Genomic DNA, 21467 nt, shown 5'->3' with positions numbered 1-21467 from the left:
AAAAATGAAAAGAGGAAGAAGTATGTCTAAGCGAAATTCAAATACTTTTACTATAGAAAATTATGGCAGGAAAACAACATTTGCAAGCTTTTTGCCTGGAATAGCAGGACTTAAGGGAATTCCCATATGGTGCTATTACGTTAACAGAGGGCAGGCTGTTGTCAGCTTTGGCGTTGATAATAAAGATCATGCAATTATGGAATTCTATCCTGCTCATACAGCATATCAGAACGTTAAGAGAACAGGATTTAGAACATTTATAAAAAAGAACGGAAATGTATATGAGAGCTTTTCCCTGGAGTCTAATGCTCATTGTATGGAAATTGGTATGAACTGTCTCACTCTAAAGGAGACAAACGATAAGAATGGGATTCAGACAAAGGTTACATATTTTGTTTTACCTGAAGAACCTGTTGGTGGGCTTGTGCGAAGGGTTGAAATTACTAATATTTCAGATACTAAGGCTGATCTTGAAATCATTGATGGAATGCCTGCGCTTATTCCTTATGGAATATCGCTTGATTCCATGAAGAATATGGCACAGCTTTCAAAGGCCTGGATGCAGGTAGAAGAAAATGAAAAGAATCTTCCTTTCTACAGGGTAAGAGCAAGCATGGTAGATACTGCAAGTGTATCAGAGGTAAAAGGAGGAAACTTTTCCTTTGCAATAAATGAAAATGGTACAAGACTTGATACAATCGTAGATCCGGATGTGGTTTTCGGCTATGACAACAGTCTACAGAACCCTGTTGAATTTATGGAAAACAGTCTTGACGAAGTTTTAAACAAAAATCAGAATAAGTCAAACCTTATTCCTTCAGGATTATTCGCATGTAAAAAGGTGCTGGACGTAGGTGAAAGTACTGTTATATATGAGCTTATAGGTCAGGTTGAAGAGTACAGCATACTAGATAACTATATTAAAACCACCACTATGTCACCTGAGTTTTTTGAATATAAGCTCATTAGAGCTCAGGAATTAACAGAAGAGCTCACACAGAGGATTACAACAACTACAGGAAGCACTGCTTTTGATGATTACACAAGATATACCTTTATGGATAACGTTTTAAGAGGCGGTCTTCCCGTAAAGCTTGGAAAAGACAAGATATTCTATGTTTATTCAAGAAAACATGGTGATCTTGAGCGTGAATACAACTATTTTGCCATGTCTCCTGAGTTCTATTCACAGGGTAATGGGAATTTTAGAGATGTTAATCAAAATCGAAGAATGGATAGTTTTTTTGCCCCATACACCGGAAATGCAGGAATAAAGATGTTTTATAGTCTGATTCAGGCAGACGGATATAATCCGCTTAGCATAGAGAAGATTACTTATAGCATAGCTGATGAAAAATTATCTGAGCTTGAAACTGAAATAAATAAGGCATCAAATGCAGATAAGATATTCGAGGTAATAAAAGGGAAGCACTTCACTCCCGGTAAGCTTGCTCTTATATGTGAGGATGAGCTTTTTACAAAAATCTTAGATGTATGTGATGCTGATATTAATGCTTCCTTTGGTGAAGGCTATTGGACTGACCACTGGACATACAACCTTGATCTTATTGAAGAATATATATCCATATATCCAGATAAAGAAAAGGAACTGCTCTTTGAGAAGGATTATACATACTTTGCATCTGAGGTTAAGATTAGAAAAAGATCAGAAAGATATGCAGAGACAGAGGCTGGTGTAAGACAATACTACGCTCTTGATGAGACCTCTAAGAGGAAAAATGACTGTAAGCTTCTTATGACAGATAGGGGCGATGTTTATAGAGGAACTTTATTAGAAAAACTGATTTTAATGAGTGCTCTTAAATATGCGGCATTAGATCCGGGGCATATGGGTATCGAGATGGAGGGAGGAAAACCGGGATGGTATGACGCCTTAAACGGACTTCCGGGAATATTTGGCTCATCCATGGCCGAAACCTATGAACTTTCAAGAATGCTTGAATATACCATCGGTCATCTGAAAAAGTACGAGAGTGAAAAGAAAGATATTGAGCTCTTTGCGGAAATATTTGATTTCATTTCGGACATTGCAAAGATTACAGACAGATACAAAGATGATCTCTTTAATACCGGGAATTCGACAGATACTGTTGATATTGCATTTTGGAATGAAATAAATGATAGAAAAGAGAAATACAGAGATGATGTTTTCGGAAGCATCAGTGGAGAGATAAAAACTGTAAATACGCTGGAACTTGCTGGATTTCTCGAGAAATTCAAGTCAGTTGTGGATGCGGGAATAGATAAGGCATTCATGTTAAATGACGGCTTTTGTCCCACGTATTTTTACTATGATGTTACTGATTACACCAAGGATGAGCAGGGTATACATCCTACGTCATTTACTCTCAATAAGGTTCCTGCATTTTTGGAGGGCCCTGTAAGATACTTAAAGCTAAGTAATGATGACAAAACAAAGCATGCTGTGTATGACAAGGTAAAAAACAGTGACCTTTTTGATAAGAAGCTTAATATGTATAAAATAAATGCACCTTTGGCTTCATCTTCCTACGAACTTGGACGTTGCCGATGCTTTACTCCGGGATGGCTTGAAAATGAATCTATATGGCTTCATATGGAATATAAATACCTTCTTGAAGTAATAAAGTCAGGAATGTTTAGAGAGTTTGCAGAGGACTTCCATAATGCACTTATCCCGTTTATGGATCCCGATATTTATGGTAGGAGTATACTTGAAAATTCATCGTTTATAGCAAGCAGCGCAAATCCTAATGAAGCTATACATGGAAAGGGCTTTGTCGCCAGACTTTCGGGTTCTACCATAGAATTTTTAAGTATGTGGAAATTGATAATGTTTGGCTCTAATCCCTTTATAATGGTGAGAGGAGAGCTTGTATTTAAGCTTGAACCTACATTGCCAAAGTACCTTATATCGGACATAAATACCGTTAGTGCCAGATTTATGTCATCCACTGATATAACCTATCATTTCTCTGAAAGAAAGGACTATTTCCCCGGTGAATATACTGTCCAAAAAATTGTACTAAAAGATGACAATGGGGAAGAAAAGGAAGCTGTATCAGGTGTTATAACCGGCAAAGATGCTGAACTTGTAAGGGATGGTTCTTACAGAAACATAGATGTCTACCTCGTTTAAAGGTGATACTAAAAAAACGACACCTTTTTAAAATTTGGATAATTTAATACAAAGGATAACCTTCCTATAATTTGAAGCATAAACACCAAAGAACTTTAAATTTAAGGAGGGTTTTCTTTATGAAAATGAAAAAGTTAATGAGCCTTGCACTAGCAGGTGCGATGGCAGCATCAATGATTGGTTGTGGCGGTTCAGGCGCGGCTTCAACAGAGAGTAGCACCGATACTAATGCAAGCGCAGCTACAGTGGATGGAGCATCAGCTAGTGATTCTGAGGGCAGCGAGGCAGTAGCTTCGAATGGTGAAAAGCTTGTAGTATGGACACTTGCTTCTGACTTACAGCAGTTTGCTGAAAAGTACACACAGGACACAGGCAATGAAGTTGAGACAGTTGTAATTGAGCCGGCAGATTATCCTACAAAGGTTCAGACAGCTCTTATGGGTGGCGAGACAGAGCCTGACATTATCGTAGGTGAGCCTCAGATGCTTCAGGACTTTTATGATAACGGCTTTTTCGCAAATCTTGACGAGCTTGGAGCAAAGGATTACGAAGGACAGATAGTAGATTATGTTTGGAAGGTTGGCCAGGATGCTGATGGCGTTCAGAGAGCTATTTCATATCAGATCACACCTGCAGGAATCTATTACAGAAGAGACATTGCATCTGAAGTATTTGGCACAGATGATCCTGAAGAAATCGGCAAGCTTTTTGCAGATTACGGTACAATCCTTAAAACAGCTCAGACTCTTAAGGATGCAGGCTACAGAATCTTTGCTTCTGATTCAGAGATGAGCTATTTCTCAGGTGACAGCGCATGGGTAATTGATGGCGCACTTAATGTATCAGATGCAAGATTTGATTATATGGATCTTGTTATTGATCTCTATCAGAATGACCTTACAGCTTATGCTAACCAGTGGTCAACACCCTGGTATCAGGCTATGAGCGGCGAAGTACCGATCCTTACAGCTGAGATCCAGAACTACGAGGATGATTCAGTAAACGTATGGGATGAGGAAGCTTTCAAAGAAGCTACAGCAGATCTTGAAAAGACAACAGTATTTGCATTTGGTCTTCCTTCATGGGGCGTACTTACAATGAGAGATAACGTTGGCGAGACATCGGGTAAGTGGGGCGTATGCGCAGGACCTGCTTATGGTTTCGGTGGTGGTACATATATCGGTATCTCTTCACTTTCCGAGAAAAAAGATCTTGCATGGGATTTCGTAAAGTTCTGCACACTTAATGAAGATACAGCTGACTGGTGGATTGAGAAATCAGAGGGTGATACAGTATCACTTATTTCTGCTCTTGATAAGCACAAGGATGATGAGAACGCAGTTTACGGCGGCGAAAAGCTTTACAGCTTCTGGCTTAAGCAGGCTGAAGGTATTGACTACTCAAAGGTAACAAAGTATGACAAGGTAATTGGCGACGCATGGGGAGCAGCTATCGGCTCAATCAAGACCGGTCAGGCAGGCAAAGACGAAGCTCTTGCAACTTTCTATGACACAATTGAGTCTACATATCCTGAAATTTCAGTTACAAGATAATAAAAGATAAAATACTATCTTTTTCATTCCTTTTCTTAGAGAGAAATAGCCGAAAGGCTTTTTCTCTCTCTTAAAAAATTTGAAATACGAAATCGAGGTTACTATGAAGACTTACAAAAAAAACAGTAAATTAACTGCATATAACAACTGGGGATATGCTTTCGTAGCCCCTTTTGTAATAGTTTTCCTCATTTTCAGTGTGTATCCTGTACTGCGGACTCTCTACCTTAGCTTTACTGATCTTAAGGTAATGGGAGATCCTCATTTTATCGGTCTCGACAACTATATACGAGTAGTTACGGATAAATTTTTCTGGAAAGCTTTATGGAATACAGTTCGCATATGGACTGTTAATATTGTTCTTCAGTTGGGATTAGCATTCCTGTTAATGATGGTATTCAGTGACATTAAATACAAGATGGCAGGGCTGCCCGTATTCAGAGTTTTATACTACCTGCCTAACCTTATAGCAGCTACATCAGTAGCATTCCTGTTCAAGACACTTCTTGACTGGAGATACGGTACTTTTAATATTCTTCTTAATTATGTATTTAAATTATTTGGAGCACATTATTCACCAATAGACTGGCTTGGTTCTAATGCTACAGCAGGTAACACCATTGCTGTAATTCAGTCCTGGATGTGGTTTGGCAATTCATTTATCATGCTCATGGCCGGTGTTCAGGGTATTTCAAAAGATTATTTTGAAGCCGCAGCTATTGATGGTGCGGGAAGATGGACAATATTTGGTAAAATCACACTTCCTCTTATAAAGCCTATTATGATGTATGTTGCAATTACTTCACTTATAGGTGGACTGCAGATGTTCGATCTGCCATTCCTTATGTCAGAAACATCTTCAGCATCATATGGTTCTGTTCAGACAGTAATGATGTACTTATATAAATTCGGATTCACATCTGGTACTGTACAAACAGGTTATGCATCTGCTATTGCTTATGTATTATTCCTTATCATATTGTCAGTATCAATTTTACAGATAAAAGTATTTAACAGAAAGGAGAAATGAGATGGGTGCAAAAATTAAAAAAGGCATTCTATATGTATTACTTATAATACTTGCTGCAGCATGTCTTCTTCCTTTCGTTTTGATGATCGTAAATTCTACAAGAAGCGGTGCTGAAATATCCAGTTCGTTTACTTTTATACCGGGTTCACACTTAATGGAGAACTGGGATATTTTATTCGGATATTTTAATCTTTTCAAGGGTATGTTAAACAGTGTGATAGTAGCTGTGCCTGCAACCCTGCTTGGCGCATACTTTTCAGCTCTTACAGCATACGGCCTTGCGATGTATAAGTTTAAAGGAAACAAGGTAATATTCGGAGCCATCCTTACATTTATGATGATACCCGGACAGCTTTCACTTATAGGTTTTTATCAGTTATGTACTAAGCTCCATTTGGTTAACTCCTATGTTCCTCTTATTTTACCTGCAATTGCAGCTCCCGGAACGGTATTCTTTTTAAGACAGTATATTCTTTCAGCGCTTCCGCCTTCACTTGTAGAAGCAGCAAGAATTGATGGAGCTCCTGAGCTTTATACTTTCCATAGAATAGCACTTCCGATTATCTCACCTGCAATGGCTACCATGGGTATTATGGGATTTATAGGAAACTGGAACAGTTACCTGTTGCCAATGATAATCCTTAATAAAAATGATAAGTTTACACTTCCTGTTATGATGGCAACTCTCAGGGCGTCCATAGATGCAGCAAGAAATCAGGGTGCAACATATTTGGCAGTAAGTATTTCAGTTATTCCTATTCTTCTGGTTTTCTGTTTCTTTTCAAGATATATTATCAGTAGTATATCTGCAGGAGCAGTTAAGGAATGATATGACTTCTTGAACTAAAAGCACCGGTTATTAACAATCCGGAAACTCTTATGTATTTAGGGGTTCCGGGTTGTTTTGCATATTATGGTATGATTAACATATATATTTACAGATAACAGTTTCACTTACGGAAGGGATATTTCGCAGATAATGAGGCATAGACTGGTACTGATATTTACCGTTTTTTTTATTACATCTGTTATTACTCTGGCAGGGTGTTCAAAAACTGAGCCTGTTACTGATAATAGCAATGCTGCAATTACAATGGACTGGTATGTAAACTACTCCTGGTTTGTTACAGGCTGGGGTGAAAACCTGGTCTCTAAAGAGATTACTGAAAAAACAGGGGTTGAGGTAAATTTCATAACTCCTATGGGAAATGAGACAAATAAACTAAATACTCTTATTGATTCGGATACGCTTCCTGACATAGTAACTATAGGATGGTGGGAGCCTCAGATACAGGAGATGATAGATAAGGGATTGGTTTATTCCCTGAATGAGCTTGCAGATTTATATGATCCTTCCTTTTATGATGTGACAAGAGAAGAGGTCAGAAACTGGTATACCTTAAGCAATGGTAATATATATGGTTATCCGAACTCTAGTTACGTTCCGGAGGACGTGGAAAACAATGATAATATTGCTCCTAATCCGACTTTTCTTGTAAGAAAGGATATTTATGAAGCAATAGGAAGTCCTGACATGAGTACTCCCGATAATTTTTATAATGCGGTTGTGAAGGCAAAAGAAATGTTTCCGGAGGTAAACGGCAAGCCTCTTTTACCAATTGGGGCACATGAATTTAACTCGGACGGGTGTGAGTCGTTTGGGCAGTATCTGCAGGACTTCCTTGCAGTTCCTTATGAAAAAAACGGAGAAAAATATGACAGGTATTCTGACCCTGAATATATAAACTGGCTAAAAATGTTCAGACGCCTGGCATCTGAAGGTTATCTGTCCAATGATGTTTTTGTGGATCAGAGAACTCAGATCAGCGAAAAAATAGAGGAGGGTAGATATTTTTGCATGATATATCAGAGAACTGATATGGCAGATCAGCAGAAAATCCTTTATGAAAAGGACCCTGATAAAATCTATATAGCTGTGGATGGTCCAAGAAACAGTAATGGCGATGATCCGGTTTTACCGGTAAACGGAATTGCCGGATGGACACTTACTTTTATCTCCAAAAACTGTAAGAATCCCGAAAGAGCGATTAAATTTATTGATTTCTTAATGAGCGAAGAAGGACAGAAGCTGACGTTTTTGGGAATTGAAGGTAAGACCTATGATATGGTTGAAGATAAGCCTGTAATTAAGCCTGAGGTTAAGGAAATTTTGTCCACAGACAGAAAAACTTATAATGATCTTTACGGTGCAGATAACACATACTGGATGCTTCAAAACAATGTTATGCAGCTTAAATGGCAAACTGAGATTGATGAGCCTCTAAAGCAGATGTTTGAGTGGGCATGTCCTTATGCCACTTATGTGGGACAGTATGAGGTGTATATCAACGAAGATTCCAAGCTTGGAAGAATTTATGCTTCCACCAGAAACCTGTGGGGGAAAACACTTCCGATGCTGCTGCTTTCTGAGTCAGATGAGAAATTTGACAGCATCTTTGAGGACTACCTTGAAAAAAGAGCTGCTCTTGGATATGATGAGCTCTCTAAAGAAGAAACCAGACAGATCAGGCAGAACAAAGAAAAACTCGGCCTTGAATAAAACAAAGGAAAAGTTGTTATTTGCCAATGAAGATAAAAAAATATCTGATAAGATTTATAAATATATTTAGGATAAATAGTAAATTCACCTTGATAATTCTGGCTCTTACGTTTATACCGATTGCTATTTTTTCAGGTGTTCTATTTTACAATCTGGAGAATGATGCAATAAAAGAAAGCCATAATTATATGGAGTCTAAGATCATCAGGGACCTTGATCGAATAGAGACAAATGTTGAGTCAATCAATATGTCTACAAGATTTTTTCTATCAGATGAAGGACTGGTGACATTACTGACAGATGCCTGCAAAAACAGAAACATAGATATAAAAGATATTCTGGAATTTTATAATACTGAAATAGCTGATCTGGAGAGACTTGTAAATAACAATCCGCTTTTATATTCAGTAAGGGTATTTTCTGTAACGGACAATGTTCAGGAGATGATGCCCATATTGTACAGCAGTTCCAGAATGCATAAGCTGGATTGGGCAAACAATGAGGAGATGGAAGGATGGCATTTTGGATATAATGACACAATTTTCTCATCTCTTATTTCAGATCAGAACAACACGCTTGCTTCTCTTGTGACTAAAGTAGAGGATTATGACAACGAGACCATTGGATACATTGAGGCGTCAATGACTATGGATTCAATGTTCCCGGGAGTATATGAAAACATAGATGGCGAGTGGAGCTTTTTCACTGATAATGATGGAAATATCTTATTCTGCCAAAATGAAGAATGTGATGAGAAGGATATAATCAATGCCTTTAATGAGCCTATTGGAGATAAAGAAAGTCAGGTAATATACTATAAGAATTCCGGAAGATACATAACAATTGGCAGGTATGCCGTAAAGGCTATGAACGGAGTTATGTATTCAGTGCAGGATATAACAGAAAACATTGTTTCCGTATATAGAAGACGCAATATGTTTGTATTCATCATGACGATTGTTCTTCTCATAACCTGTGTGCTGATAGATAGAATGGTGCGCAATTTCAAAAAGGAAGTTTTATCCAAAAATTCCGAGATAAGATTTTTGCAAAATCAGATAAATGCTCATTTCATCTACAATGTCCTTGAGGCAATTAAGATGATGGCTGAAATAGAAGAAAAGTATGAAATCTCAGATGCCATAACTTCCCTTGGAAAACTTATGAGATACAGTATAAAGTCCGCCTTGGGAACGGTGAGGCTAAGTGATGAACTTGAATATATTAAAAGCTATATACTTTTGATTAACCTAAGATACGATTTTGAAGTTATTTTATCCTTCAATATTCCTGAAAATCTGATGAATCAGGAGATACTTAAGATGTCGCTGCAGCCTATAGTTGAGAACGCTGTTTTGCACGGGATTGAGCCTGTGGCAGAGGATACAACGGTATACATCAAGGCCTGGGAAGAGGATGATGATTTTAAGATAGAGATCACTGATTCAGGAAAAGGAATGGATAAGGATACCCTTAGCAATCTCATGCGACAGATAAAGGGTGAAGTAGAGGAGACCGGAGGGGACGGAAACGGAATAGGACTTAAGAATGTTGAGGACAGAATAAAGCTGTATTTTGGCGATGAATACGGCCTTAGAATATATTCCGAGCCTGACAAATTTACTAAGGTTTCAATCGTACTTCCAAGAAAAACATATTTTAGAAAGAGTATTTCAAAATGAAGACTTTGCTGATAGTAGAAGATGAAAAAATGATCAGACAGGGCATAAAAGCTATGGTTCAAAGGAGTGGAGTGCCTGTAGAAATGATATTTGACTGTTCAAACGGAGTAGATGCCCTTAATCTATTGTCTGAAAGACATATAGATGTAATGTTTACTGATATCAGGATGCAGAAGATGGATGGCATTGAGCTGGTAAGGCGCGTGAATGAAATGGAGGATAAACCTCTGATTGTTGCCATCAGTGGATACGACGATTTTACCTATGCAGTAGAGATGCTTAGAAACGGCGTTAAGGAATATCTTTTAAAGCCTGTTGAGAGAGAAAAAATCACTGAGGTTTTAAAAAAATTAAACGATGAACTGGAACAGATAAAGCATGAGGATACAAAGGAAAAAGAGCTGAGCCTTCGCTATTTAAAGGAGCTCATTGAAAATAAATCAATGGATGAGGCTCAGAGAGATCTGGTTATCAGTAAATATGAACCATATTTCCCGGAGGAAGAATATCAGGTATGCATATACAATGAGGAGCCGATAAGTGAATCCTATGAGGGAATATTATTACCTGAAGACGAAAATGGAAGTGTGATAATTCTAAAAGCAAAGTATGTAAATGCTTTTATAAAAAATGAGATGTACGAAAAGTGCGTGGGAGTAGGGGGCATCCACAAGGGTCTTTCTGAGATCTCTGATGCCTACCGGGAAGCTTCATCCATGAGAAAGCTTGCTTTTATAATGGGGAAAACCTGTATTTACGGCAGTGATGAAAAAGCAAGTGTAAATGACAATCTCAAGGAGAAGGGGAGAGAGCTTTTGTCTGATTCCGAGAGAACCAAGAGACTTCAGGTAATCGGAACAGATAAGACCGAGGATGCCATAAACATATGGAAAAAATTTTTTAAAGCACTTGAAAACGGGCAGCTTGAGATGAATGAGTTTTCTGATGAAATAAACAAAAGCCTTGCCCAGATACCTGACATTTACAGAGAGCATATAACTGATAATGATGCTGTAATGATAGAAAAACTCAGTTCACTTCACAGCTTTGAGAGCTTATCGGAGTATAGGAATAACTTTATGGACTGGCTATTGGATCTTAGTACAAGACTTGGGAACAGGTCTGACGACAGCAATATCAGACAGAAAATAGCAAGTGCTCAGGAATACATCAAAGAAAACTACAGAAGCGATCTTAATATGGCTGTGGTTTCCAACTATGTATCAATGAACTACTCGCTGTTTTCATATTCTTTTAAGCAATACACCGGCAGCAACTTTGTTAATTATCTAAAGGAAATCCGAATCGAAAAAGCCAAGGAACTCCTTGCAAATACTGATTACAAGATTGTTGAGATAAGCCGTATGGTCGGATATGATAACGAAAAGCATTTCATGAAAATTTTTAAATCCATGTGTGCGGTTTCTCCGGGTGAATATCGCAAAAACATGAGATAACAAATTAAGAAAAGGTTATCGCTTGAGGATATTTGCGGTTATTTTATATTCTTTTGAACTGAGATTTGCATAGTTATCAAGATATGAATGGATGCCTTTTATGACTGTTTCTACAAGCATATCATCTTGGGAATCCTGTATGATCATGGCAAACTCAGTTCCTCTTATTCTTCCTGTAACAACGCTGTCATCTGTGGACTGACTGATGGCCTGACCAAGGATCTGAAGGGCAAAGTTACCTTCATCGTAGCCGTAGGTCTCATTTATAGTGTCGAGGTTATTGATCGTGATCGCAAGCTCAGTAGCTTTACCCAAGGAAGGTGCTTTACTTATGAGCTTTTTCTTATAATATTCATAACCTGCCTTGTTATAAAAACCTGTGAGCTCGTCTCTCATATAAATATCTTCGAGGTGTGAGGTCATAGCATTGATGCGTTTCCTATTTCTGATATTATTTAGGAGAGAAGAAACATTGACAAGCCATTGTATCAGCTTAAAAGGATAATTTATTCTGTTGTTATCAAAAGTCATCACAATATAACCGTAGGAGTTATCATGGTTATAAACAGGGGATACGATTCGTGCATCTTCACTTTCTGACATGATAAAGTCAGGAAGAAGCACATTATTTTTAAAGGTGCATCCGGGCAATCTTTTTCCATTCTGAACTGCGAGATATAAGGTCATGTCGTCTGAGGCATTATGTATGTTATTAGCATCGAGATATTCAGATGAATCGGTAAGAGCAAGTATCCTGTCAGACAGATTGTTCCATTCGGAAGAAAGCGCAAGATAGAAACCTGTGCAGTTTTCAATCTCACCTGCAAATTCAGCTATAAAATCAAGACCATCCTCAATATTATCAACTGTACTAAATGCAGAAGCCATTTTTGAAGACATGATTATGGACTTCTCAAGATCAGCAATCTGATTATTCAGAGCATGGGAGTACAAGTGAATTTTTTTATCGGATCTGTAGCTGCAGCCACAGGTGCCTCCATATATGACCTTCGCAAAAACTGCTGTGTTTGACAATTCACGTCCCTTTATAAGGTTGTGAAGATTTTCAACAGCAATTTGTCCAAGCTCATATACGGGAGAAGAAATTGTTGTAAGGGCCGGAATCATGTTCTGGCCTGCTGCTGAGTTGTCGCAGCCTGATACTCCAAAATCTTCCGGTATTCGGTAACCTTTTTCCTCTGCTGCGATTATCAGATTTGAGGCAAGCCTGTCGTTATAGCATATTATTGCATCGGGAATACTATTGCCCGACGTAAAATACTCAAGAGCAGCAAAATAATCCTCCCGTGTTTCGTTGCATATATATACATTTTTATCTGAAAATTCAAGGTCATTTTTGATCAATGCCTTTTTATAAATGTCAAGACGAAGATCTGAAATAGCAGCTTCAGGACTACAGCCAAGATAACAGATTCTCTTTGCATTGTGCATGCTTACGAAGTGGTCTATTATTGCTGCGATCATTGTGCTGTTATCCATGGACACATTTGTAAAAACAGGATCAGTATCATTTATCTCTATAACAGGGATTCCGCTTTCCTTTAAAGTATTTGTTATCTTTTCCCTGAAATCCATTGAAGAATATGTTCCGGAAGCAAAGACTACTCCGTTCAGATTGGAATATACCGGAAGACGGAATATACATTCCTCGGTTTTTGAAAGACCACCAAGTTCTTCGCCGTCATTGGTTGTGTAGATTTCTGTCTGATATCCGTATTCAAGAGCCTTATCTATGATACCCTGACTGACATTGCGCTGATATTCGCCATATATATGAGAAATGAATAAAGCTATTTTTTTACTAAACATATATAACCCCGGTGACCTAAAATAATTGCACTAAAACAAAAAAATCAAACACTATAATTTTATCATGAAATGTTACTATGTATTAGATGAAAATATGAATCTGAAGAAAGGAAATTATATCATGAAAAAATGGACCAGAGCAAAATTTCAGCCTAATCTTCCCTTGTACAAGGATAAGAGAGTTACTGCGAGCGATGCCCATATCAGTTTGTCAAAAGAGGCAGCGAGAGAGGGTATGGTTCTTTTGAAAAATGATAATGATGCACTCCCTGTAGGAAAAGGCAAAAGGCTTGCTCTTTTCGGAAAGGGAACTTTCGATTATGTAAAAGGCGGTGGAGGAAGCGGAGATGTTTATACCGTCTACACTCATGATATATATGACGGGTTTAAGAGTCTTGGCGTCTCTTTGTACGAGCCTGTGTGTGACTTCTATAGAAACGATATCAGGGCAAAATATGCAAATGGAGATGCTCCCGGAATGACTATAGAGCCCGAGATAGATGCAGAACTAATCAGGGCTGCAAGAAGCTTTACCGATACAGCGGTGATAAGTATAAGCAGATTTTCAGGTGAGGGCTGGGATCGCTCGGACGTTGAATATGAAGCTGAATATAACCCCTGGGGCAATGAAGTGAGCATGCCAAAAAAAGCAGGCAAGATATTTCCTAAAGGGGATTTCTACCTCACAGATAATGAAGAAAAGCTGATTGATGAAGTAAGTAAAACCTTTGAGAAAACTATCGTCGTCCTTAATGTGGGCGGAGTGGTGGATACAAAATGGATTAAAAACAATTCAAATATAAATGCAGCACTTCTTGCCTGGCAGGGTGGAATGGAGGGCGGAACCGCGGCTGCAGAAATTATCATGGGTGTTGTTAATCCTTCGGGAAAGCTTCCTGATACTTTTGCAATGGATGTTACCGACTATCCCTCTACGGAAGGCTTTCATGAGTCTCCGGACTATGTAAACTATACTGAGGACATCTATGTAGGATACAGATATTTTGAGACTTTAAAGGATGCTGCTGAAAAAGTTGTCTATCCCTTTGGCTACGGATTATCATATACGGATTTTGATACAGAGCTTTTGAGCGCTTCAGAAAGCGGAGATGGATTTAAGTTCAAAGTAAAGGTAACAAACATCGGAAAAAGAGAGGGCAGGGAAGTAATAGCACTGTATCTGTCAGCACCTCAGGGTAAACTTGGAAAAGCAGCCAGGTCACTTGTTTCTTTTGAAAAGACAAGACTTCTAAAGGCCGGAGAGGCTCAGGTGATAAGCCTGTATGTTTCGAGATATCAGCTTGCATCCTATGATGATCTTGGGAAAATTGAAAAGTCAGCATACGTGCTTGAAAAAGGTGATTACAGATTTTATCTTGGAGCAAATGTAAGAGATGCGATTCTTACTGATTATGTTTATACAGTAGGCGAGGATGCTGTTTACAAGAGACTTTCGGAACAGCTTTCGCCTGTAAGCCTTCCAAAAAGACTTCTTGCAGATGGAAGCTACGAAGAACTTCCTACAGGTACAGCCAGAGACATAAATGACTGCATATTTGAAAAAATGGTTCCGGGTTCCGAGGAAGCAATTGTTCCTGAGAGTAAGGCAAGAGGAAGATATCTTCTTATGAAACCATATGAGGAGGGCAAAAAGCCTTTAATAGATGTTTTTGAAGGTAAGATTACTCTTGATGAATTTCTGGAACAGCTAACAGATGATGACCTTATTGATCTTCTTGGAGGACAGTCAAATACAGGTGTCGCAAATACATGGGGAGTGGGGAATAAACCTGAATATGGCATTCCGAATGTCATGACATCAGACGGACCTGCAGGCATCAGAATAAGTGAAGAGTGCGAGGTCCCTACTACAGCATGGCCCTGCTCAACACTTCTTGCATCCACATGGAACAGGGAAATAATCTATGCTGTCGGCGTTGCAGGGGGTGAAGAGCTTAAGGAAAATAACATGCATATCTGGCTTACACCTGCCGTAAATATTCACAGAAATCCTATGTGCGGCCGCAACTTTGAATATTATTCGGAGGATCCGTATCTTGCCGGTAAGCTTGGCGCAGAGATGGTAAAAGGTATACAGTCCAATAATGTGGCCTGCAGTGTAAAACACTTTGCAGTCAACAATAAGGAGACTAACAGAAAGCACAGTGACTCAAGGTTGTCAGAGAGAGCTCTTCGAGAAATATATCTTAAGGTATTTGAGATTATAGTTAAGGAAGCTGATCCCTGGACAATTATGTCTTCCTATAATGCTATTAACGGGTACAGAGCTTCTGAATGTAGGGATCTTTTGACTAATATTCTCAGAGAAGAATGGGGATTTAAGGGGATGGTAACCAGCGACTGGTGGAACAGAGCTGAGCAGTATAAGGAGATATTAGCAGGCAATGATGTAAAAATGGCAAACGGATATCCGGAGAGAGTTAAAAAGGCCATGGAAAAGGGTGCACTAGATCGGGATGACCTGAAAAAATGTGCTAAGAGAGTGCTTGAAATGATTTTGAAGTTAGATTGATCAAAAATAGATTAATCTTGATAAATTTCCAATTAGAATATATAAATAACAGATGAAGCAAAAATATTTTAATTGGAGATAAAGATGAAAATCGATGATCTGCGTTTGCTATTAGATGATATGTCAATAGAAGAAAAAATCATGCAGCTTGTACAGCTTCCCGGTGCAGTTTATGAATCCGGTGCAGCTGTTACAGGTTTGTCTGATTTAAGTCTTTTTGAAAAATATAAAAAACTTGCAGGAAGCTTGTTGGGAGTAAGAGGAGCTGATAAGGTGAAGGCCATACAGGATGAATATATGGCGGCTCATCCTCATCATATTCCTCTTCTTTTCATGCTTGACGTTATCCATGGACATGATACGGTTTTTCCGTGCCCTTTGGGACAGGGTGCTACTTTTGAGCCCGAGGTGTCAAGAAAAGGTGCAGCTATACAGGCAAAGGAAGCTGCGGCTGATGGAATTCAGGTTACCTTTTCGCCTATGGTAGATCTTGTGCGTGATGCACGCTGGGGAAGGGTAGTTGAATCAACTGGTGAGGATCCGTATTTAAATGGAGAAATGGCTTCAGCCATGGTAAAGGGATATCAGGGAGATTCTGTATCCGATAAGGAACATCTGGCATCCTGTGTTAAGCATTTTGCCGGCTATGGTGCTTCTGAAGCAGGAAGAGATTATAATAGCGTCGAGCTCTCAGAATACACTCTCAGGGATAAGTATTTAAAGGGATATAAAAAGGCTATAGAAGCAGGTGCAAAGCTTGTGATGTCATCTTTTAATACCCTAAACGGTATTCCCTCATCAGGAAACAAATGGCTTATGAGAGATGTTCTTAGGGATGAGATGGGCTTTGAAGGAGTTCTTATTTCTGACTGGGGAGCAATAGGAGAGATGGTTCCCTGGGGCTTTGCAAAGGATTTAAAGGATGCTGCAAGGCTTGCCATTGAGGCAGGTGTTGATATTGATATGTGTACTGAAAGCTATGCAGCAAATCTAAAAGATTTGATAGAAAGTGGAGATATAGATGTAAAACTTCTTGATGAGGCTGTTTTCAGGATCCTTAATTTAAAAAATGAACTTGGCCTTTTCGAGGATCCTTATCATGGTGCATCAATGGAAAGATATGAAGAGATAAGACTCTCCAAAGAGAGCCGTGAAGTGGCAAGGGATGCAGTTAGAAAATCTCTGGTTCTTCTTGAGAACAGAGATGATACACTTCCCATTAAAGAAAAGAAGATTGCCCTAATAGGTCCCTATGCAGCTGAGAAGAATCTTCACAGTTCCTGGGCTCTTTCTCTTGATCCTGAAAAAACAGTCACACTTATGGAGGCTGCCGGTGAGAGCGATGATGTAAATCTGTTTATTGGCATGAATCAGGGAATTTCTGCATCAGCAAATAGGGATAAGGTTGTGAGAGTAGCAAAGGGTAGTACGATTCTTGATAATGATTCTACTACTGTGATCGGAACCTATACTAACGATAATTTTGATGATGAGAATGCTTCATTACTATGCGAAGCAATTGAGGTTTCGGAATGGGCAGATACTGTGGTTTTGTGTCTTGGAGAAGGTATAGGACAGTCAGGGGAATCCACAAGTAAAACGAATATCACACTTCCCGAGATACAGATGGAACTTTTTTATGAGATGCGCAGAAGAGCAAAAAAGCTTATAACTCTTATTTTTACCGGAAGACCGCTTGACTTTGAGCATATTCCGGAGCTTTCTGATGCTCTTTTGATATGCTGGAGACCCGGCACGGAAGGAGGTCATGGAATCTGGGATATTCTTACAGGCAGATTTTCTCCGTCCGGAAAGCTTCCAATGAGCTTACCCTATACTGTTGGTCAGGCACCTGTTTATTATAATGCATTCGCAACAGGAAGACCAAAGCCTACTGTAGGACAGAGCAGCTTTACAACAAGATATCTTGACTGCCCGAATGAAGCCAGATATCCTTTTGGATATGGTCTTACATATTCTAAATTTGAGATTTCAAAGGTAGAACTATCAGGACATGCCATAAGTAAAGCCTCCGGAAATACAATAACAGCAAGTGTGACTGTTACCAATACCGGAGTGACAGCTGCTACACAGACAGTTCAGCTGTACTTAAGAGATATGGTCGCTACGAGAGTACGTCCTGTAAAGGAATTAAAGGGCTTTAAAAAGATAAGACTTTTGCCCGGAGAATCAGGTACAGTAAGCTTTGAAATAAACGAAGAAATGCTTGAATTCTGGACACTTGATAATAAATTTGACAGTGAATGCGGAGAGTTTAAGGTATTTATTGGCTTTGATTCTACGACAGATAATGAAGCGGAATTTATTCTGGATATCTGATTAATTTGATGCATATTTTTATATTTATACGGAGTATTGTATGGTTTTAAATTGTCATGACTTATCAAAATCATTTGACGGTAAGGATATATTAAAGGGCGTTTCATTTCACCTTGAGGATAATGAAAAGGCTGCAATAGTAGGTATTAACGGAGCAGGTAAGACTACACTTATTCGCATGATCATAGGTGAGCTTACACCTGACACCGGAACGGTTACCCTGTCCAGAGATACAACTGTGGGATACCTTGCACAGAATCAGAATATTGACAGTGCGCACAGCATCTATGAAGAGCTTCGTGAGATGAAAAGAGATGTCATTGAGCTTGAAAAAGAGATTCGAAAAGCGGAGACAATGATGGATGTACTTCGGGGGGAAGAACTTGACAAGCTCATGGAGCGCTATGCTCAGATGAATCATGAGTTTCAGATGAAAAATGGTTATGCCTGGGAAAGCGAAGTAATTGGTGTAGCCAAAGGACTTGGGTTTTCAGAGGAAGAGTTTGATAAGAGAATATCCACTTTATCGGGAGGACAGAAAACGAGAGTCGCTCTTGGTAAGCTCCTTCTGCAGAGCCCTGACCTCATTATACTCGATGAGCCTACAAACCACCTTGATATGAATTCCATAAAATGGCTCGAGGGCTACCTTATAAATTATAAAGGGGCTGTTCTTATAGTATCTCATGACAGATATTTCCTTGATAGAATTGCTCAGAAGGTAATTGAGATCGACCAGACCAGCGCGGATGTTTATATAGGCAATTACTCTGCTTATGCAAAAAAGAGAGAGCAGATAAGGGCTGCAAAGCTCAAGGCATATTTAAACCAGCAGGCAGAGATAAAGCATCAGGAAGAGGTAATAGAGAAGCTTAAGCAGTTTAATCGTGAAAAGAGTATTAAGCGTGCTGAGAGCCGTGAGAAGATGCTGGATAAAATAGAGCGCCTTGAAAAGCCCACAGAGGTAAGGGATGACATGAGAATAACGCTTACGCCCTCATGTGTAAGTGGCAACGATGTCATGCAGGTCGACTCTATTTCGAAATCATTTGGAAATGAGAAACTTTTTGAAAACATCAGCTTTGAAATAAAGCGTGGCGAGAAAGTTGCCATTATTGGCGATAACGGCACAGGAAAAACCACAATGCTTAAGATCATAAACGGAATGGAGACTCTTGACGATGGTGAGATCACGCTTGGAGTCAAGGTTCACATAGGTTATTACGATCAGGAGCATCAGGTTCTTCACGAGGAGAAGACACTTTTTGAGGAACTTTCGGATGCCTATCCTTCCATGAGCAACACTGAGATCAGAAATACACTGGCTGCGTTTCTTTTTACAGGAGATGATGTATTTAAAAGGATAGGGGACCTGTCCGGAGGAGAAAAGGGCAGAGTATCCCTTGCCAAGCTTATGCTTTCTGAGGCTAATTTTCTGATACTTGATGAGCCTACAAACCACCTTGATATTACAAGTAAAGAGATACTTGAGGACGCCTTGTCAGGTTATGAAGGCACGGTTTTGTATGTGAGCCATGACCGATACTTTATCAATAAAACAGCTACAAGAATACTTGATCTTACACATGGAAGAATGATCAACTATTTGGGAAATTATGACTATTACATGGAACATTCCGAGGAACAGACAGCCAGAGTGCTCTCAGAGAGCGGAGATGCATCCTCTTTCGGAAGAGAAATTGACATGGATAGTAAATCGGCAGCATCAGGCAATTCCTTTGGAAAGCTTGCGGGAAGTAGCAGCCAGGCTGATAATTCAGGCTCAGGAGCAGCTGATTGGAAGGCACAAAAAGAAGAGGCAGCCAAAAAGAGAAAACAGGAGGCTGCCCTTAAAAAGTGCGAAGACGAAATTGCTAAACTTGAAGAAAGAAACGAAAAAATAAATGTTGAGCTGACTGACCCGGATGTAGCTACCGACCTTGCTAAAGTGCGTAAACTGTCAGATGAACTTACATCCAACGAAGAACGCTTAAATACATTGTATGATGAGTGGGCAGAACTAAGCGAAGGCATCAAATGAGCTTCCGCTCTGCGCATATGAATAGCCAGCCATATCACGTCCGTAGCCTACAGTGGTGTTTCCAAATCTGGAAGCGATATTGTTGTACTGCTGACTGACTTTTAAAGTTTCTTCTTTACCGTCAGTGGATGCTATCTCGCCGACCTTTACTTCCTGGGCATTGGGATAAACCACTGGCGCAACAGTCGAAATATCACCTACAGCCTTGTGCTTGTCGTATACATCTGAAACGGGTGCTTCATTAGATAGCGACAGGTTCATAGGCTGTGTCTGATACATATTGTATCCACTAATTCCTCCGATTGACATTCCCATAAAATTACCTCATAAAAACAAAAAATGTACATACGAAGCTAGACATTATTATATCTGCCAATTCGAAACAAAACATAAACTTAGTATTAAAGAAATCCGAAAAATAAGCATTTTTGAAACTAATTTTCAAAGAAAAAGTGAGATTTTGAAAGGATTTTTCACAATTATTAAATTTACAAAAAATGATGTTGTATAGGCAATTTCATACATTGACGAAATTTTAACAGATAGTATAATTAAAGTTGACCGAATTTTCAGAGCTGAATAAGAATATAAGCAAATTTTATTTTTCCTCAGAAATACAGGAATCTAATATATATTCGGTAGTGGAGGAAATATGACAAGAAAAGAGATTTCTCAGGCGGTTATCAGCCGTCTGCCTCGATATTTCAGATACCTTGGTGAGCTAAAGGATCAGGGAATCACACGTATCTCTTCGCAGGAATTAAGCGATATAATGAAGGTTACAGCCTCACAGATAAGACAGGATTTTAATAACTTCGGAGGCTTTGGACAACAGGGTTACGGCTATAATGTGGAATATCTTTACGATGAGATTGGTAAGATCTTAGGGCTTGGAAAAGAGCACACACTTATTATTATTGGCGCGGGACATCTTGGACAGGCACTTTCAGGTTACAACAATTTTTTAACAGGGGATTTATTTTTAAAGGGGCATTTGACCTTGATCCTAAGCTTCATGGCAAGAAAATCAGGGATATTGAGATAAGGCCTGTGGAGGAGATTGAAAAGTTTGTTAGGGACAACAAAATTGAGATAGCAGTTCTTACGATACCCAAGGATCAGGCTGTTCCCATGGCGGATAAGCTTGTGAAGTGCGGAATAAAGGCTATATGGAATTTTGCGCATGTGGATCTGGAGCTGCCGGATTATGTTCAGGTTGAAAATGTACACCTGTCAGATTCTTTAATGAAGCTCTCATATAGTGTGGAGAGATATGAAAAATCGCATAATCTGAAGTAGTAT

The 21467-nt window shown here is 39.1% G+C and carries 12 protein-coding genes and 1 pseudogene; 11 read left to right on the top strand and 2 right to left on the bottom strand.

Annotated elements, in window-relative coordinates:
• The first annotated feature begins 22 nt into the window (after nucleotides 1-22).
• The 7 genes from ACHCNF_RS02855 (at nucleotide 23) to ACHCNF_RS02825 (ending at nucleotide 11421) form a co-directional block, all read left to right on the top strand.
• Nucleotides 23-3139, top strand: coding sequence for a hypothetical protein (locus ACHCNF_RS02855; RefSeq protein WP_408071287.1), 3117 nt, complete (start codon nucleotides 23-25; stop codon nucleotides 3137-3139).
• Nucleotides 3140-3258: 119 nt separating this feature from the next.
• A complete protein-coding gene (locus ACHCNF_RS02850; RefSeq protein WP_408071286.1) occupies nucleotides 3259-4692 on the top strand; it encodes an extracellular solute-binding protein in 1434 nt (477 codons plus the stop codon).
• A 103-nt stretch (nucleotides 4693-4795) separates the two neighbouring features.
• On the top strand, nucleotides 4796-5722 hold the full coding sequence (locus ACHCNF_RS02845; RefSeq protein WP_408071285.1) for a carbohydrate ABC transporter permease: 927 nt from the start codon (nucleotides 4796-4798) through the stop codon (nucleotides 5720-5722).
• 1 nt (nucleotide 5723) lies between these two features.
• On the top strand, nucleotides 5724-6551 hold the full coding sequence (locus ACHCNF_RS02840) for a carbohydrate ABC transporter permease (RefSeq protein ID WP_408071284.1): 828 nt from the start codon (nucleotides 5724-5726) through the stop codon (nucleotides 6549-6551).
• Between the two features lie 150 nt (nucleotides 6552-6701).
• Nucleotides 6702-8282 carry an extracellular solute-binding protein gene (locus ACHCNF_RS02835; RefSeq protein ID WP_408071283.1) on the top strand — a complete coding sequence of 527 codons (1581 nt, stop codon included), beginning with the start codon at nucleotides 6702-6704 and terminating at the stop codon, nucleotides 8280-8282.
• Nucleotides 8283-8308: 26 nt separating this feature from the next.
• Nucleotides 8309-9964 (top strand): sensor histidine kinase, encoded by a 1656-nt coding sequence (locus tag ACHCNF_RS02830; RefSeq protein ID WP_408072182.1) that lies wholly within the window; start codon nucleotides 8309-8311, stop codon nucleotides 9962-9964.
• Nucleotides 9961-11421 carry a response regulator transcription factor gene (locus ACHCNF_RS02825; RefSeq protein ID WP_408071282.1) on the top strand — a complete coding sequence of 487 codons (1461 nt, stop codon included), beginning with the start codon at nucleotides 9961-9963 and terminating at the stop codon, nucleotides 11419-11421. Before ACHCNF_RS02830 ends, ACHCNF_RS02825 begins: the two co-directional genes overlap by 4 nt.
• A gap of 15 nt (nucleotides 11422-11436) precedes the next feature.
• Here the strand turns inward: ACHCNF_RS02825 and ACHCNF_RS02820 are convergent, their stop codons facing one another.
• Entirely contained in the window at nucleotides 11437-13251 is a 1815-nt protein-coding gene (locus ACHCNF_RS02820; RefSeq protein WP_408071281.1) for a substrate-binding and GGDEF domain-containing protein, read from the bottom strand.
• 121 nt (nucleotides 13252-13372) lie between these two features.
• Here ACHCNF_RS02820 and ACHCNF_RS02815 point away from each other — a divergent pair, with 121 nt between their 5' ends.
• The 3 genes from ACHCNF_RS02815 to ACHCNF_RS02805 all read left to right on the top strand — a co-directional run bounded on the left by ACHCNF_RS02815 (nucleotide 13373) and on the right by ACHCNF_RS02805 (nucleotide 20165).
• On the top strand, nucleotides 13373-15784 hold the full coding sequence (locus ACHCNF_RS02815) for a glycoside hydrolase family 3 protein (RefSeq protein ID WP_408071280.1): 2412 nt from the start codon (nucleotides 13373-13375) through the stop codon (nucleotides 15782-15784).
• Between the two features lie 84 nt (nucleotides 15785-15868).
• Entirely contained in the window at nucleotides 15869-18124 is a 2256-nt protein-coding gene (gene bglX, locus ACHCNF_RS02810; protein WP_408071279.1) for a beta-glucosidase BglX, read from the top strand.
• 40 nt (nucleotides 18125-18164) lie between these two features.
• Nucleotides 18165-20165, top strand: a complete 2001-nt coding sequence (locus ACHCNF_RS02805) for an ABC-F family ATP-binding cassette domain-containing protein (RefSeq protein ID WP_408071278.1) — start codon at nucleotides 18165-18167, stop codon at nucleotides 20163-20165.
• Here ACHCNF_RS02805 and ACHCNF_RS02800 read toward each other — a convergent pair.
• Nucleotides 20145-20480: a hypothetical protein gene (locus ACHCNF_RS02800; RefSeq protein ID WP_408071277.1), complete on the bottom strand. Its 336-nt coding sequence runs from the start codon at nucleotides 20478-20480 to the stop codon at nucleotides 20145-20147. The two genes, ACHCNF_RS02805 and ACHCNF_RS02800, sit on opposite strands and share 21 nt — an antisense overlap.
• A 337-nt stretch (nucleotides 20481-20817) precedes the next feature.
• Between ACHCNF_RS02800 and ACHCNF_RS02795 the strand changes: the two are divergent.
• Nucleotides 20818-21464: pseudogene (locus tag ACHCNF_RS02795) on the top strand (redox-sensing transcriptional repressor Rex).
• Nucleotides 21465-21467 lie beyond the last annotated feature (3 nt).

The sequence above is a fragment of the Butyrivibrio sp. NATIVEDY162 genome (genome assembly GCF_045999815.1).
Lineage (GTDB): Bacteria > Bacillota > Clostridia > Lachnospirales > Lachnospiraceae > Butyrivibrio.
Note: the sequence above shows the minus strand (reverse complement) of the source record. Positions and strands in the feature narration are given on the sequence as shown.

Excerpts from the sequence above, each read along its gene's own strand:
- ACHCNF_RS02855 (WP_408071287.1), top strand. The coding sequence starts at position 23 with ATGTCTAAGCGAAATTCAAATACTTTTACTATAGAAAATTATGGCAGG.
- ACHCNF_RS02850 (WP_408071286.1), top strand. The coding sequence starts at position 3,259 with ATGAAAATGAAAAAGTTAATGAGCCTTGCACTAGCAGGTGCGATGGCA.
- ACHCNF_RS02845 (WP_408071285.1), top strand. The coding sequence starts at position 4,796 with ATGAAGACTTACAAAAAAAACAGTAAATTAACTGCATATAACAACTGG.
- ACHCNF_RS02840 (WP_408071284.1), top strand. The coding sequence starts at position 5,724 with ATGGGTGCAAAAATTAAAAAAGGCATTCTATATGTATTACTTATAATA.
- ACHCNF_RS02835 (WP_408071283.1), top strand. The coding sequence starts at position 6,702 with ATGAGGCATAGACTGGTACTGATATTTACCGTTTTTTTTATTACATCT.
- ACHCNF_RS02830 (WP_408072182.1), top strand. The coding sequence starts at position 8,309 with ATGAAGATAAAAAAATATCTGATAAGATTTATAAATATATTTAGGATA.
- ACHCNF_RS02825 (WP_408071282.1), top strand. The coding sequence starts at position 9,961 with ATGAAGACTTTGCTGATAGTAGAAGATGAAAAAATGATCAGACAGGGC.
- ACHCNF_RS02820 (WP_408071281.1), bottom strand. The coding sequence starts at position 13,251 with ATGTTTAGTAAAAAAATAGCTTTATTCATTTCTCATATATATGGCGAA.
- ACHCNF_RS02815 (WP_408071280.1), top strand. The coding sequence starts at position 13,373 with ATGAAAAAATGGACCAGAGCAAAATTTCAGCCTAATCTTCCCTTGTAC.
- bglX (WP_408071279.1), top strand. The coding sequence starts at position 15,869 with ATGAAAATCGATGATCTGCGTTTGCTATTAGATGATATGTCAATAGAA.
- ACHCNF_RS02805 (WP_408071278.1), top strand. The coding sequence starts at position 18,165 with ATGGTTTTAAATTGTCATGACTTATCAAAATCATTTGACGGTAAGGAT.
- ACHCNF_RS02800 (WP_408071277.1), bottom strand. The coding sequence starts at position 20,480 with ATGGGAATGTCAATCGGAGGAATTAGTGGATACAATATGTATCAGACA.